Below are 13796 nucleotides of genomic sequence, written 5' to 3'. Positions count from 1 at the left end.
CTGCATATCGATACCCTGCACATGCCCGACGTTTACACCGAAGTTATCAGCAGCACTGGGCTAGGCGGGAATATAAAACGCCGTTTTATTGGCATGATAATCGGCCTGATCCTGTTTGTTGCCGCCTTTCCCCTACTGTGGTGGAACGAAGGACAATTGCTGAAGCAACATGAAGGGCTGGACTGGTTGCTGCAGCACGCCATTGCCGTCGATCCGAGCGAAGCAGGCTCAGCAACTGATGGCGGCCCGGTATATCTGGTTGGCACCCCTGAAACATCGGAAAGCCTTGATGACAGGAAATTCGGCCTGTCGCTCAATGGCCTGCTGCGTCTCAAGCGACAGGTTGAGATGTATCAATGGCAGGAGAAGGAAAAAACCTATACCCGCGATACTCCCGGCGGCGGCTCGGAGACAATCAGGGAGTACACCTATTCCAAGGTCTGGGATGAGGAAGCGATCAGCAGCCGACGCTTTGCCAAGGATGGCTACGACAACCCCCGGATGCGCTATAAATCCGAATGGTTTGATGCCCGTAAGGCAAAATTCGGAGTTTTCCGACTGGAAGAAAACATTATCGAGCGCCTGACCGAGACCCAGACACTGCCGCTTGGCAATTATTCCTTATCGCCGCCGGATGAATTTCAGGCTGTCAGCGATACCCGCCTCTATGCTGGCAAGGGCGAAGACGGCAATCCTGCTATCGGCGACATGCGCGTACAGTTCAATTACGTGCCGATACAACCGATCAGTGTTATCGCACGCCAATACGGCAACCGTCTGACCGAGGTAACAACACCGAATGATCTGCGCTATCTGCTGGTCGGGCAAGGCGAGCAAACGGCTCGGGAATTGATCAAGACCCGCCGCAATCAGGAGGAGATCAAGGCCTGGCTGATCCGCGCTGCCGGTATCGTGATGATGCTGATCGGGGTGCAGGGGATTTTCCATTTCATCGGCTCCCTGCTTGGCTTCATACCGTTTTTCCGCGGCTTTGTCGGCGGGATCGGCTTTCTGGCCGGGCTGATGGTGGCCCTGACCCTCGGCTCCACCACCATTGCCCTTGCCTGGCTGGCGGCACGACCGGTATTTGCCATTACCTGTCTTGGGCTGGCAGCGGTTACCCTGCTTGGTGGCGGCGTCTTCGGGGCGCGCAATGTCCGTAAAACCAATCGTAAACTGGCCCATAGCTCATAAGGATTACAGCCCATGTCGGCACCGCAGCTCGATACCCGCTTCCATCTGGCCTTTCCGGTCAGTGATCTGGAGGCAACCCGCACCTTCTATTGCCAGCATGTGGGCTGCCGTGAGGGGCGCTCGGCTGAACGCTGGATCGACTTTGACTTCTATGGCCATCAGATTTCGGCCCATCTGGTCGATGAAATGGACAGCGCCGTCACCAACGCAGTCGACGGCGATGCCGTCCCGACCCGGCATTTCGGCTGCATTCTGCCATGGGACGCCTGGCACGCCCTGGCCGAACGGATGAAAAGCGCGGTCGCCAGTGGCGAAACGCGCTTTATCATTGAACCGAAGATCCGATTTGTCGGCGAGCCGGGCGAACAGGCCACGATGTTTGTGACCGATCCCAGCGGCAATGCGCTGGAGTTCAAGTCATTCCGGGACGACAAACAGGTCTTTGCGACCGAATAAGCCCCGGAATGCCGGAAGCGTAGCCAAAACAGCCGTTATCAGCTGGCCTGCTTCAGCTTGACCACATCACCCTTGGTCCCAGCACTGCCGAAGCGTGGTGCCGGGCTGCGCTTGATGTCATTGTCGCGGATGAAGTCACGCACCCGTGGCATGATCTGTTCACGCCAGCGACGACCGTTGAAGATGCCGTAGTGACCAACTGCAGACTGTACATGCTCACGACGCATATTCTCGGGAATATTGCGGCACAGCTTGTGCGCAGCCTTGGTCTGGCCAACCGCTGAAATATCGTCAAGTTCACCCTCGACGGTAAACAGGGCGGTTTTCTTGATCGCGGCAGGATTGACCGGTTGACCGTGATGGGTCAGCGCGCCGCGTGGCAGAGCATGTTCCTTGAACACCCGTTGCACGGTCTCGAGGTAGAATTCGGCGGGCATATCCATGACCGACAGATATTCGTCATAGAATTTGCGGTGCGCGGCGGCACTCTCGCCATCGCCCTTCCCCAGATGCTGGAACATATTCATATGGGCGCCGATATGGCGGTCCATATTCATCGACATAAAGCCGGAGAGCTGCAGGAAGCCGGGATAAACCGCCCGCGATCCACCACCGTAATAAGGCGGTACAATCGCGATCACATTCCGCTCGAACCAGCTCATCGGGCGCTGCTCGGCGAATTTGGTAACACTGGTCGGTGCTTCGCGGGTATCGATCGGCCCACCCATCAGCGTCATTGACTTCGGCTGGTTGGGCATATCGTTCTCGGCCATCACAGCGGCGGCGGCGAGTACCGGTACCGCAGGCTGGCAAACCGCCATCAAATGGGTCTCGGGGCCAAGTTCGTTCACGAAGTCGATGACATAGTCGATATAGGTATCGAGGTTGAACTTGCCGTCCTTCAACGGCACGTGGCGCGCATCGATCCAGTCGGTGATGTAGACATCATGATGCGGCAGCAGTGCCTCTACCGTTCCACGCAGCAGGGTGGCATGGTGCCCGGACATCGGGGCCACGACCAGCAGCTTTGGATCATTGCGCTTGGTATCGCGCTTGAAGCGGAGCAACCGGCAGAACGGCTTTTCCACAATTGTCTCTTCCTCAACCGTGACCTCGCGACCATCGATCTCGGTACGGTGCAAACCGAATTCCGGCTTGGCAAAACGTCTGGTGGTGCGCTCGAACATTTCAGCGCCGGCAGCAACCGTACGGCCAAACCGCGTATAGGACAGCGGGAATAACGGGTTCTGGAATGCAGCCTGGGTAAGTTCAGCAGCAAACCGCATTGGTGCCAGTGCTGCCTGGTTCATATCGTAGATTTGATAAAGCAAATGCCTCGACCTCACGATGTTTCCGAATGTACTCCCCGGACCGGTGTCTGTTTTTATGGGGCCTTATCATCATGGCCGATTAGACATTCCGATTACGTTAATATGAACCCAAATGATCCGATCTGGTTAGAGGGATTCCAGTTTGAGACTGCATCCAGCGTGCGCCGCAACATGGATCATGCACCGCACACAACTCGCAACACATTGAAATAAATTGCATATTTTTCGTATGGGCGCTTTATTTGACCACATAACTAATTTGCGCATATCTGGTATGCAATTTCAGAATACCCGCAAAACATGTCGAAAAATGGCCAGAATCGGGCACCGCGAGTCAGTGCGGCAAGCAGAGAAAATTAACCTTCTGGCCTCCCGCTTATACAGATTGGCCACAGCAAATTTCGAAAACAGCAGCATCCATCAAGCGAATTGCTTGTATACCTGCCACCTTATCCAATATCGCATTATGCTCAATCCATTAGCGTGCCAACTCATCCGGCATCCGCTTCAAGCCATCCCCGACTTTGAGACATAGCAAAGAGACACATCCCGACATGCGCCCAGCCATTGTTAAAAAGCCACTTACCTTCATCCAGGACTTTCTGAGAACCGAAGCATCGGGCGGTATCATCCTGATGTTTGTCGCCCTGATTGCGCTGATATGGTCCAACTCACCTGCAGCGCACCTCTATGATGAAATCCTGCATGTCCACATTGCTTTCTCGATCGGTGACTGGCTGGAAATCGACAAGAGCATGGTCCACTGGATCAATGACGGGCTGATGGCGATCTTTTTCCTGCTTGTCGGGCTTGAGATCAAACGCGAGATGCTGACCGGCGAGTTGTCCAATATCAAGACCGCTGCCTTGCCTGCAATTACTGCACTCGGCGGCATGGCGATCCCGGCCCTGATCTATGTCGGCATTAATTCGGGAACGCCGGAAACACTTAGCGGCTGGGCGATCCCGGCGGCCACCGACATCGCCTTTGCCCTCGGTATTCTGGCCCTGCTCGGCAAGCGCGTGCCGCCTTCGCTGAAGATATTCCTGCTGGCACTGGCGATCATTGATGATCTCGGCGCCGTGGTGATTATCGCCCTTTTCTATACTGCCGAGGTCAAGATGCAGGCCATGGCGATTGCCGGTGGCGCCATGGCAGCACTGATACTGCTCAACATCATGGGTGTGCGCCGGCTGTCCTGGTATTTCCTGTTCGGCCTCATCCTCTGGGTTGCCGTGCTGAAGTCCGGTATCCATGCCACCCTTGCCGGTGTCGCGCTTGCCCTGTGCATCCCGTTACGCGGCGATGAGGATGCCTTCACCACCGCCAAATATTCCAGCCCACTCGAGCATCTGGAGCATTCGCTGCATGGCTTTGTCGCCTTTATCGTGCTGCCGATCTTTGCCCTCGCCAATGCCGGTGTCTCCCTTAAGGGCCTCAGCTTCAGCGAGTTGTTCGAGCCGGTGCCGCTCGGCATCATGCTTGGCTTGCTTATTGGTAAACAGGTCGGCGTGTTCGGCTTTGGCTTCGTCGCCATCAAGCTGAAACTCTGCAAACTGCCGGAAGGGGCCAAGTGGATACAGTTCTACGCCACGTCGTTACTCGCCGGTATCGGCTTCACCATGAGCCTGTTTATCGGCAACCTTGCCTTCTCCGATCCGGTATATGCAACCGATGTGCGCCTCGGTGTGCTCGCCGGTTCCATCCTGTCCGGCATTCTCGGCTATGCCCTGCTGCGGTTCTGCACTGACAAGCCCGAGGCCGATAATGCCGACGAGGAAACTGCCAGCATGGCTCAGGGCTGAGCCACCAACAAAGGCTGGAACAGATCATGGAAGTCAGCGATCTTGGTGAACAGATACTGGCACTCAATGAACTGAGTGCGAGCCTGCTCGTCATCATCGCCGCCATTCTGCTTGAGCTCGTGATCAGCCGCGTGCCCGGCATCGCCCGCTGGCGTCTGCACACGATCCTGCAGGCCCCGTGTCAGGCAATCGAGCGCAAGCTCAATCGTCAGAAACGCAGCGACAAGACACGACTGGTTCGCGGCTTGCTGGCGGCCCTCGTGCTGATCCTGCCGGCACTGGTACTTGGCACCATCGCCACCATGGGCTTTGTCAGCAGCCATCCGATCATTGCCGGGCTGGGCGTCACCATCATTCTGGCGTTTTCCCTGCGCCTCGGCCTGTCGATTGCGCTTGCCGGGGCCCTGCACAAGGCGATCCGTGCCGGAAACCGTGATACTGCCAATCGCCTGATCCGCCGATACGGACGCGGCGATCCGGCAGCGCTCGATGATCACGGGCTGGTCCGCATGGCGATACAGATGCAGTGTCGCGGCTGGGATCGCGGGTTGCTGGCACCAATCTTCTGGTTCCTGATCTTCGGCCTGCCCGGCCTGTTCATCCTGCTGGTCATTCAGGCGGCAGACGAAGTGGTAGGGCGTGCCGACCATCGGCTCGAGGCCTTCGGCATGGTCATCACCCGGCTCGACACCATCCTCCATCTGCCCGCCTCGCGCCTCGCCGGGCTGCTCCTGATCGCCGGGCTGGCGATCCTGCGTCCCGGCAAGATCGGCGCTGCCTTTGCCGCAATCAGTCAGGCCGCCAGGGCGGATTTCGCCACCAATGGCCGCTGGGTATGGGGACCGGTCGCCGGAGCACTGGATTTTGCCCTCGCCGGACCGGTAAAGGGGGAAAAGGATCGTCCGTGGATCGGCTCCGGCACCGCCAAGCTGGAACCGGAAGCGATCATCCGCAGCCGCCTGCCGCTGATGACCGGCGGCATCCTGTTGCTGCTGGTACTGGTTCTCTGCTTTGCCGCCGCGCTGGCGGCTGGTGTCTGATCAGCCTCGAAACAATCAGGCCTGAGGCAAACCGAAACGCAAGCCGTGGATCGGCGGCAGGTTCACGCTGCCCACGGTCCAATGCGCAGCCGCACCACCTGACCGTTCCGGGAAATAGCTGACCTCTGTCACCGCCAGATTGTCGATCTGGAAGCCGAGCGCGGTCTGCGGCGCAATCCCCATGACATAGGCGAGCACCGCCCGGATCGTGCCACCATGGGCGAAGCAAACAATATCCCGACCGGGATAAAGGGCGTTATACCGCTCGATGCCGTGGCCAACCCGCGCCAGCATGTCGAAAAAGCTCTCGCCCTCTGGTGGACGCAAATGGGCAGGGGCGAGCCATAACGGATGCTCGCGCTTCAGCTGTTCACGAACCTCGGCGCGCTGCATGCCCTGCCAGTTGCCGAAATTCTGCTCCATGAAGTCCTGTTCGACGGTGAAGTCAGGCATCTGGAAATCCGGATTGGCCCGCTTGCGGGCGGCCAGAACCGCCTCTGCCGTCTGACGGGTACGCAGCAGCGATGAATGCATCCAGACCGGATCATCGGGCAGCAGACCGGAAAGCGCATCATAGGCAGCGTCATCGCTGGTATCGGCGTGAATATCCCCCTGCCCGTAAATCGCGCCGGAGGGATTGATAACCGGTGCATGACGTACCCACCACCAGCGGGTTATGTCCTGTCGCATCGTAAAAAGCCTTTTGTTCAAAATGTATCGTGCGGGCTACTCGCCCATTTGCAGCAGCTTGCCCTCTTCCCGCGCATTGCGGAACGCACTCAGCAGGAAGCAGACGGCAATGACCAGATAGCCGAGGTTGAGACCGAAGGCGATCGCCAGCGACACAAGATCGACACTGCCATCGAACAGAACAGAGCGCATGCCCTCAAAGACATGGGTTGCCGGGATCAGCATGCAGAACGGCTGCAGCCATGCCGGCAGGGTTTCGAGCGGGTAGTAAACACAGGAGAAGGGCGCCAGCACGAACAGCGACATCCAGGCGATGCTCTCCGCCCCTAAACCATGTCGGAGGATGATCGCCAGGATCAGGATACCGATCCACCAGCCCATCATCAGCAGATTGGCAAAGAACGCCACCAGTGGCAGGCCGAGGCTGAACAGCGAGAACCAGGCGAGCAGACCGGCAATGATAAATGCCGGGATCAGCCCGATGGCGCTTCGGATAACGCTCATCAGCACCAATGACCCGACCCATTCGCCGGGATGCAGCGGACTGACAAAGAGGTGACCGAGATTGCGCGACCACATTTCCTCAAGGAAGGAGAGCGTTACCCCGAGTTGACTGCGCAGCACGACCTCCCACATCAGCACGGCACCGACAAGAACGCCCGCGCCCTGCGCCACCCAGCTGCTGTTACCGGCCAGAAACTGGCTGAGGAAGCCCCAGATCAGCAACTGGATCATCGGCCAGTAGACCAGTTCAAGCAGGCGCGGCCATGATCCGCGCAGCAGATACCAGTGGCGCAGCACCATGGCGTATATGCGCGATGCCATGAAGCCATCACGGTTGCCGAGCGCAGGCAACGGCGTGGCCGGTGACAATTCACCATTCACATCACTGCTCATCACGCATTCTCCCGATCGGCTTCACGGTCATTTTTACGGTCATTCTCGCGACCACTGCGGGCGATATCGAGGAATACCTCTTCAAGATTTTCGCGGCCATAGCGGTCGATCAACTGACGCGGCGACCCGGCATCGTAAATCCGCCCGTCCTTCATCATCAGCACCTGTTCGCAGAGCCGCTCCACCTCCGGCATGTTATGGGAGGCGAGCAGCATGGTGGCGCCGGTCTGCTTCAGATAATCGGCCAGATACTGACGCACATAATCGCCAGTGTCGGGATCGAGCGAGGCCGTCGGCTCATCGAGGAGCAATACTTCCGGTCGGTTGATCAGCGCCTTGGCAAGGGTCAACCGGGTCTTCTGACCGGCAGAGAGTTGCCCCGAGGGGCGGTCAAGCAGGCGGGTCAGGTCAAGCTCATCCGCCAGCTCACGAATTCTGCCCTCCAGACGTATCACCCCGTAAAGCTTGCCAAAAACGGTCAGATTTTGTCGGACAGTCAGACGATAAGGCAGTTCAACATAGGGCGATGAGAAGTTCATGCGCGCCGCGACCTTGTAGCGGTCGCGCGCCATATCGGCACCAAGCACCTTCGCGGTACCGGCGGTCGGTGTGAGCAGCCCCAGCAGCATCGACATGGTGGTGGTCTTGCCCGCGCCGTTGCCGCCGAGCAGGGCGGTTGCCGTGCCCGGTGCGATATCGAATGACAGGTGATCGACGGCACGCTCGGCCTTGTCACCACTGCCATAGATTTTGACCAGATTACGCACCCGCACGGTCGGGTTCATGTAATCGGGCAAGGTGCAATCGGGCGCTTTTTCGGCGGCGGACAGCCTCAGCGCGGCAGATGATGTCTCGTTTTTCAGCAGGGTCGGTTTGGAATCATCAAGCATGGTGGCGGCAATATGGGCGGCATGAACGCGAAAGACCAGCCTGTTTTATGGCCCGATTTCATATCCCCGCAATCATGGATAACAGGCCGGCCGCTGAAGGCTCGCTTTTTGGCCAAAATCGGATTATGCCAGTCCCATGTCAGCGACCACAGAAAACATCGCCGGGGATGAGGACGGGAACAGACACGCTCAGGATCGTCCCAGATCCGGCCTGCAGATCGACCCCGGTGATACGCCCGAGCAAAGCGCCCCGAAACGCCGCGGCCGGATCAGCCAGCGGTTACTGATTTTCCATCGCTGGATCGCCATTATCGGCCAGTGCATCGCCCTGCTGCTGGTGGAATACGGGCTGAGCTATGATCTGCCCCTGTTGCCTGCCCTGATCCTGATTGCCGCCTCGATTGCCCTCAACCTGCTGGTGATTGCCCAGCCGCGTCGCCCCAATCAGGCCGATGACCGCACCGCAACCGTCTATCTGTCCTTCGATATTCTGCAGCTTTCGGCCCTGCTCTATCTGACCGGCGGGCTGCAGAACCCCTTTGCCGTGCTGATGCTGGCCCCGGTAACCGTGGCCGCCACCATGCTCGGTCGCCAGTCGGTGCTGATTATCGTCGGTCTCGCCATTGCCTGCCTCAGCGCACTCGCCGTCGCCTATCGGCCATTGCCCGGACCGGAAGGGATCAGCTGGGTCATGCCACCGGTCTATCTCGCCGGGTTCTGGACTGCTCTCGCCCTCGCCTGCTTTTTCATCAGCGCCTATGTCTACATGATCGAGCGCGAGGCACGGCGCATGTCCGATGCCCTGACCGCAACCCAGATGGCGCTGATCCGCGAACAGAAGGTATCGGCGCTGGGTGCGCTCGCCGCCGCCGCCGCCCATGAGCTCGGCAGCCCGCTCTCGACGATCCGCATGATCGCCAAGGAAATCTCGAAGGATATTCCGAAGGACAGCGACCTTACTGAGGACATCGACCTGCTGATCAGCGAGAGCGACCGCTGCCGCACCATCCTGACCGAGCTGTCCCGCACCCCGGAACCGGCGAGCGACAACCCGTTCGACACTATGCCGCTGCCGATGATCGTCGAGGAAATCGCCCGCATCCATATTCCGGGCACCATCAGCTTTGCCGTCGAGATCGATGCGGATTTCAAGGTCAGCACGCCGAGCACCTATTTCGGCCCGGAAATTCAGCATGGCCTCGGCAATATCCTGCAGAATGCCGGGCAGTTTGCCGGGCGCAAGGTCACCGCAAGGCTGCATTGGGATACCCAGTCGGTCACGGTCACCATTCATGATGACGGCCCCGGTTTTCCGCCATTCCTGCTCGACCGCCTCGGCGAGCCCTATGTCTCCGGGCGGGTACAGAAAGGCGAGAATATGGGCCTCGGCGTGTTCATTGCCCAGACCCTGCTTGAAGGGCTCGGGGCTGACATACTGTTCCGGAACGCGCCACGCGGCGGGGCACAGGTGATTATTCACTGGCCAAGAAAGGCTTTTGAAATGCGTCGCCCGACATAATTATATAGTGAGACAGAGAAGACATTAGCGACAAGGGATGAAGGGCAATGGCCAGCAGCCAGCAACAACCGGCAACGGGATACCGCACCGCAGATGGCGGCGATAACAATCAGCACCTGCTGATCGTCGATGACGACCGCCCCTATCGCGAGCGGCTGGTCCGTGCGATGGAGAAACGCGGCTTCCTCGTGGAACAGGCCGAAAGCGTCGATGACGGGATCGAGATCGCCCGCCGGGTCCGCCCGCAATTCGCCGTACTCGATCTGCGCCTGACCGATGGTAATGGCCTGGACATTGTCGGCACACTCCGCGACATGCGCCCGGATTGCCGGATCGTCATGGTCACCGCCTACGGCAATATCGCCACCGCCGTCGCCGCCGTGAAGGCCGGTGCCGTTGATTACCTGTCCAAGCCGACCGATGCCGATGCCATTGAGGCAGCGCTGCTCTCGACCAGCGACAAGGCGCTACCGGAACCGCCGGAAAACCCGATGCCTGCCGACCGGGTCCGCTGGGAACACATCTTGCGGGTCTATGAGCAATGCGACCGCAATGTCTCGGAAACCGCGCGACGCCTGCGTATGCACCGCCGGACCCTGCAACGCATCCTCGCCAAGCACGCCCCGCGCGAAGGGGCATGACAAACCGAATTTGCTTGTGCTTTTTTGCAGTAATGCGGGAAATACACCTCTCGAAAGCGTAAAGCCGCTGGCCTTTTTTCCATGACCGGTTTAAACCCGCACCGCTATGAGTGATCTGAACGAAATTCTCACCGGCGTTGTCGCCCGCATCGATCAGGCCGCCGTCCTCTGTGTCGGCGACATCATGCTTGATCGCTTTGTCTATGGCTCGGTCGACCGGATTTCCCCGGAAGCGCCGATCCCGGTCATGCGCGTACAGCGTGAAACCAGCAGCCTCGGCGGCGTCGGCAACGTGGCGGCGAACGTCCATTCGCTCGGTGCCAAGGCGATGATTGCCGCGGTAGTGGGCGAGGACTTTGCCGGTCGTGACATCCGCCAGAAAACCGCCGATCTGCTCGGCGACGACAACGGGCTGATTACCAGCACCGACCGTCCTTCGACCCAGAAAACCCGCTATCTCGCCCGCAACCAGCAGCTGCTGCGCGCCGATGAGGAAAGCACGGTAGCCCTGCCACCCAAGGCACAGGCCGCCCTGATCGAGATTGCGCTGAAACAGCTGCAGCAGGCAACCGCGGTTGTCCTGTCCGATTACGGCAAGGGTGTTCTGGACGACAAGACCATAAAGGCGATCATCGAAGCCGCGCGGGAGAAGAATATCCCGATCATCGTTGACCCGATGGTCCGCGATTTCAGCCGCTATCGCGGTGCCAGCGTCGTCTCCCCGAACCGCAAAGAACTCTGGGAAGCGACCGGTATGGGCACCGATGGCGATGACCAGATCGAGGCCGCCTCATGGAACATCATCGACACCTGCGGCATCGAGGCCGTGGTGGCGACCCGTTCCGAGGAAGGCCTGTCGATCGTCAGCGGTACCGGCGTTATCAAGCACATGCCGACCGAGGCCAAGGAAATCTGGGACGTCTCCGGTGCCGGTGACACGGTTGTCGCCAATCTGGCTGCCGCCATCGGCCTTGATCCCGAACTGGAATTTGACGAGCGCCTGACCCGCTCCGCCGCCATTGCCAACATGGCGGGCGGGATTGTGGTCAGCAAGGTCGGCACCGCCACCTGCACCCGTGACGAGTTGAGCGCCGCGCTGACCCAGCACAGCCGCACCGCCGCCCGGCATCAGAAGATGGTCACCCTGCCGGAAGCCCTCGACCAGATCACCAAATGGCGGCGTCAGGGCCTGCGGGTCGGCTTTACCAATGGCTGTTTTGATATTCTGCACCCGGGCCACGTCTCCCTGCTCCGGCAGGCCCGTGCCCAATGCGACAAGCTGATCCTCGGCCTCAACAGCGATGCCTCGATCAGCCGCCTGAAGGGCCCAACCCGTCCGGTCAATCGGGTTGAGGACCGCGCCGATGTGCTCGCCGGGCTGGAAAGCGTCGATCTGCTCATCGTGTTCGATGAGGACACGCCGCTCAACCTGATCTCCGCGATCAAGCCAGATGTGTTGACCAAGGGCGCTGACTATACGGTCGAGACCGTGGTCGGGGCCGATATCGTGCTGAGCGCTGGCGGTCGGGTGCATCTGGCCGAACTGACGCCAGGCGTCTCGACCACCAATACCATCGAGCGGATGCAGGCGGGCGAGAAAGACCAGAAAGCCGACGCCTGATTAAGATACCTGATTCAAGCGCCTAATTCACCGGATTGGGCAGATCGCGCAGAATCCCCGAGCACCCCGGATCATTGAGCAGTTGCAGGCGCTGGGCCGCCAGACGGCCAAACCGCGTCACCAGCGATTTGCGCCTGCTTGCCGCCAGCGGAGGGCTGGCAGTGGGTGCCCGCAGGATAATCGCCTGATAGGCATCGGCCCGAAGCAGCCCGCATTCTGCCGGGATCACCTCATCCGGGAAACCATCAGCAACGGCAAAGAACAGCAGATCGCAGAAATCCTTGTAGGCATGCCATTTCTGATCACTGCGGAAATCCGCCAGCGATGATTTGACCTCGACGATTGTGATCTGCCCCTTTTTATCCAGCGCCATAATGTCGGCGCGATGACCATCGGGGAGTATAACCTCGGTCAGGCTGACCAGACCGGCCTGCAACATGAACCGCTGGACGCCACGGGTGATCTGTGCGGCGACGCCGAACGGTTCCGATTGTGTGGTATCTGACATAAAGGCTCTGGTTACGGGTTTGTCAGCCTTACAACGCATTGTCAAAACGCGTCAGTCGGGCAGAACCGACAGGGGGCTTCCTATCAAAATCACACTTTAAAGCCCGTGTAAAATAGCGTATTTTGTTGTGTATATCGTATGCAGAAAACATACGGAGCGGCGGCACCGGGCTTTTCAACGAGAGACAGCACGGTAACCGTTATACATGAACGAGAAGCGAGGCATTATGCCCCATGATTGGTCTGGGTCTTAATTTCATCGGCACATCCGCCAGTGCCGGACAGGCGGCACCGGTCGCTGTTCCGGCGAGCGGCACGTCCGATGCCGAGGTGGCAACCGACATCCGCAATCAGGCAGCTGGCAATGCCGGGCAACTGGCACCCGTTGCCTCACTCAGCCCGAGCGCGGTCACCGCCATCGGCAATACGCCCGAAACCGGCAACAGCACGGCAAATACTATAGATGCAGGCACCGCAGCAAGTGAGCCAGAAGATGGTGCGGTAACCCCGGACAATCCGCTCGGCCTGACCGAGGATGAACAGGCACTGGTCGATGAGCTGCAGCAGGTCGACGCCGAGGTGCGCCGCCATGAGCAGGCGCATATGACCGCCGGTGGCCAATATGCCGGACAGGCAACCTATACCTACGAAACCGGGCCGGATGGCGGACGGTATGCCGTTGCCGGTGAGGTACCGATCGATACCGCACCGGTCCCCGATGATCCGAAGGCCACCATCGACAAGATGCGGGTCGTGGTCCGTGCAGCGCTTGCCCCGGCTGAACCATCGGCACAGGACATGCGGGTTGCCAGTTCCGCACGCCAGACAATCGTCTCCGCCAGCGCCGAATTGCGCGCCGAGGAGCGGGCTGAGTTTCAGGACCGCCTGACCGGCAACAATGACCCGGCGGACGACATTTCCGGTCCGGAATCCGGCCCATCGGCTGATAATGGAGCCAATACCGGCCAAACCGGGCCGCAAAATGCGCAAGGGAATGACAATCAGACTATTTCCGGACAGGCCGCAACCGTGTATACTGTGGCCAATGGTTTGGATGATACACCGACCCGGGAAGCCGGTTTGAGCATCTAGGTCAGTTGTTTTAAGATGGTGTTGCTGGCATAGAAAATGCGTATGGCAAACCTATCTGAATGACAGAGCGCAATAGACGCGGAACAGAGTAACACTGATCGCCCGGCCATGAT

The 13796-nt window shown here is 59.3% G+C and carries 13 protein-coding genes; 8 read left to right on the top strand and 5 right to left on the bottom strand.

Annotated features, from left to right (window positions below; all coding sequences use genetic code 11):
- The first annotated feature begins 21 nt into the window (after positions 1-21).
- Both CBB62_03175 and CBB62_03170 read left to right on the top strand, forming a co-directional pair.
- Positions 22-1194, top strand: a complete 1173-nt coding sequence (locus CBB62_03175; GenBank protein OUT41366.1) for a hypothetical protein — start codon at positions 22-24, stop codon at positions 1192-1194.
- Between the two features lie 12 nt (positions 1195-1206).
- Positions 1207-1650 (top strand): glyoxalase, encoded by a 444-nt coding sequence (locus tag CBB62_03170; protein ID OUT41365.1) that lies wholly within the window; start codon positions 1207-1209, stop codon positions 1648-1650.
- A gap of 38 nt (positions 1651-1688) precedes the next feature.
- Here the strand turns inward: CBB62_03170 and CBB62_03165 are convergent, their stop codons facing one another.
- Positions 1689-2981 carry a poly(3-hydroxybutyrate) depolymerase gene (locus CBB62_03165; protein ID OUT41364.1) on the bottom strand — a complete coding sequence of 431 codons (1293 nt, stop codon included), beginning with the start codon at positions 2979-2981 and terminating at the stop codon, positions 1689-1691.
- A 554-nt stretch (positions 2982-3535) separates the two neighbouring features.
- Here CBB62_03165 and CBB62_03160 point away from each other — a divergent pair.
- Both CBB62_03160 and CBB62_03155 read left to right on the top strand, forming a co-directional pair.
- Positions 3536-4786 carry a Na+/H+ antiporter NhaA gene (locus CBB62_03160; GenBank protein OUT41363.1) on the top strand — a complete coding sequence of 417 codons (1251 nt, stop codon included), beginning with the start codon at positions 3536-3538 and terminating at the stop codon, positions 4784-4786.
- A 26-nt stretch (positions 4787-4812) separates the two neighbouring features.
- Positions 4813-5826 carry a hypothetical protein gene (locus tag CBB62_03155; protein OUT41362.1) on the top strand — a complete coding sequence of 338 codons (1014 nt, stop codon included), beginning with the start codon at positions 4813-4815 and terminating at the stop codon, positions 5824-5826.
- A gap of 15 nt (positions 5827-5841) precedes the next feature.
- Here CBB62_03155 and CBB62_03150 read toward each other — a convergent pair whose 3' ends face one another.
- From CBB62_03150 to CBB62_03140, 3 genes are all read right to left on the bottom strand, one after another.
- Complete coding sequence (locus CBB62_03150) at positions 5842-6516, bottom strand: hypothetical protein (protein ID OUT41361.1); 675 nt, start codon at positions 6514-6516, stop codon at positions 5842-5844.
- Positions 6517-6552: 36 nt separating this feature from the next.
- Positions 6553-7341 carry an ABC transporter gene (locus tag CBB62_03145; protein ID OUT42615.1) on the bottom strand — a complete coding sequence of 263 codons (789 nt, stop codon included), beginning with the start codon at positions 7339-7341 and terminating at the stop codon, positions 6553-6555.
- Positions 7342-7412: 71 nt separating this feature from the next.
- Entirely contained in the window at positions 7413-8198 is a 786-nt protein-coding gene (locus tag CBB62_03140; GenBank protein OUT42614.1) for an ABC transporter, read from the bottom strand.
- A 241-nt stretch (positions 8199-8439) separates the two neighbouring features.
- On the opposite strand from CBB62_03140, the gene CBB62_03135 reads away from it, so the two are divergent.
- The 3 genes from CBB62_03135 (at position 8440) to CBB62_03125 (ending at position 12084) form a co-directional block, all read left to right on the top strand.
- Positions 8440-9822 carry a hypothetical protein gene (locus CBB62_03135; protein ID OUT41360.1) on the top strand — a complete coding sequence of 461 codons (1383 nt, stop codon included), beginning with the start codon at positions 8440-8442 and terminating at the stop codon, positions 9820-9822.
- 47 nt (positions 9823-9869) lie between these two features.
- A complete protein-coding gene (locus CBB62_03130) occupies positions 9870-10463 on the top strand; it encodes a two-component system response regulator (GenBank protein ID OUT41359.1) in 594 nt (197 codons plus the stop codon).
- A 106-nt stretch (positions 10464-10569) separates the two neighbouring features.
- A complete protein-coding gene (locus CBB62_03125) occupies positions 10570-12084 on the top strand; it encodes a D-glycero-beta-D-manno-heptose 1-phosphate adenylyltransferase (protein ID OUT41358.1) in 1515 nt (504 codons plus the stop codon).
- A gap of 22 nt (positions 12085-12106) precedes the next feature.
- Here the strand turns inward: CBB62_03125 and CBB62_03120 are convergent, their stop codons facing one another.
- Positions 12107-12592: a hypothetical protein gene (locus CBB62_03120; GenBank protein ID OUT41357.1), complete on the bottom strand. Its 486-nt coding sequence runs from the start codon at positions 12590-12592 to the stop codon at positions 12107-12109.
- 233 nt (positions 12593-12825) lie between these two features.
- On the opposite strand from CBB62_03120, the gene CBB62_03115 reads away from it, so the two are divergent.
- Positions 12826-13683, top strand: coding sequence for a hypothetical protein (locus tag CBB62_03115; GenBank protein ID OUT41356.1), 858 nt, complete (start codon positions 12826-12828; stop codon positions 13681-13683).
- The last annotated feature ends 113 nt before the right edge of the window (positions 13684-13796 follow it).

The sequence above is a fragment of the Micavibrio sp. TMED2 genome, assembly GCA_002168225.1.
Lineage (GTDB): Bacteria > Pseudomonadota > Alphaproteobacteria > TMED2 > TMED2 > TMED2.
Note: the sequence above shows the minus strand (reverse complement) of the source record. Positions and strands in the feature narration are given on the sequence as shown.

What these genes read in the sequence shown, in the direction of transcription:
- CBB62_03175 (OUT41366.1), top strand. Translation starts at nt 22, where the DNA reads ATGCCCGACGTTTACACCGAAGTTATCAGCAGCACTGGGCTAGGCGGG.
- CBB62_03170 (OUT41365.1), top strand. Translation starts at nt 1,207, where the DNA reads ATGTCGGCACCGCAGCTCGATACCCGCTTCCATCTGGCCTTTCCGGTC.
- CBB62_03160 (OUT41363.1), top strand. Translation starts at nt 3,536, where the DNA reads ATGCGCCCAGCCATTGTTAAAAAGCCACTTACCTTCATCCAGGACTTT.
- CBB62_03155 (OUT41362.1), top strand. Translation starts at nt 4,813, where the DNA reads ATGGAAGTCAGCGATCTTGGTGAACAGATACTGGCACTCAATGAACTG.
- CBB62_03150 (OUT41361.1), bottom strand. Translation starts at nt 6,516, where the DNA reads ATGCGACAGGACATAACCCGCTGGTGGTGGGTACGTCATGCACCGGTT.
- CBB62_03145 (OUT42615.1), bottom strand. Translation starts at nt 7,341, where the DNA reads ATGGCATCGCGCATATACGCCATGGTGCTGCGCCACTGGTATCTGCTG.
- CBB62_03140 (OUT42614.1), bottom strand. Translation starts at nt 8,198, where the DNA reads ATGAACCCGACCGTGCGGGTGCGTAATCTGGTCAAAATCTATGGCAGT.
- CBB62_03135 (OUT41360.1), top strand. Translation starts at nt 8,440, where the DNA reads ATGTCAGCGACCACAGAAAACATCGCCGGGGATGAGGACGGGAACAGA.
- CBB62_03130 (OUT41359.1), top strand. Translation starts at nt 9,870, where the DNA reads ATGGCCAGCAGCCAGCAACAACCGGCAACGGGATACCGCACCGCAGAT.
- CBB62_03125 (OUT41358.1), top strand. Translation starts at nt 10,570, where the DNA reads ATGAGTGATCTGAACGAAATTCTCACCGGCGTTGTCGCCCGCATCGAT.
- CBB62_03120 (OUT41357.1), bottom strand. Translation starts at nt 12,592, where the DNA reads ATGTCAGATACCACACAATCGGAACCGTTCGGCGTCGCCGCACAGATC.
- CBB62_03115 (OUT41356.1), top strand. Translation starts at nt 12,826, where the DNA reads ATGATTGGTCTGGGTCTTAATTTCATCGGCACATCCGCCAGTGCCGGA.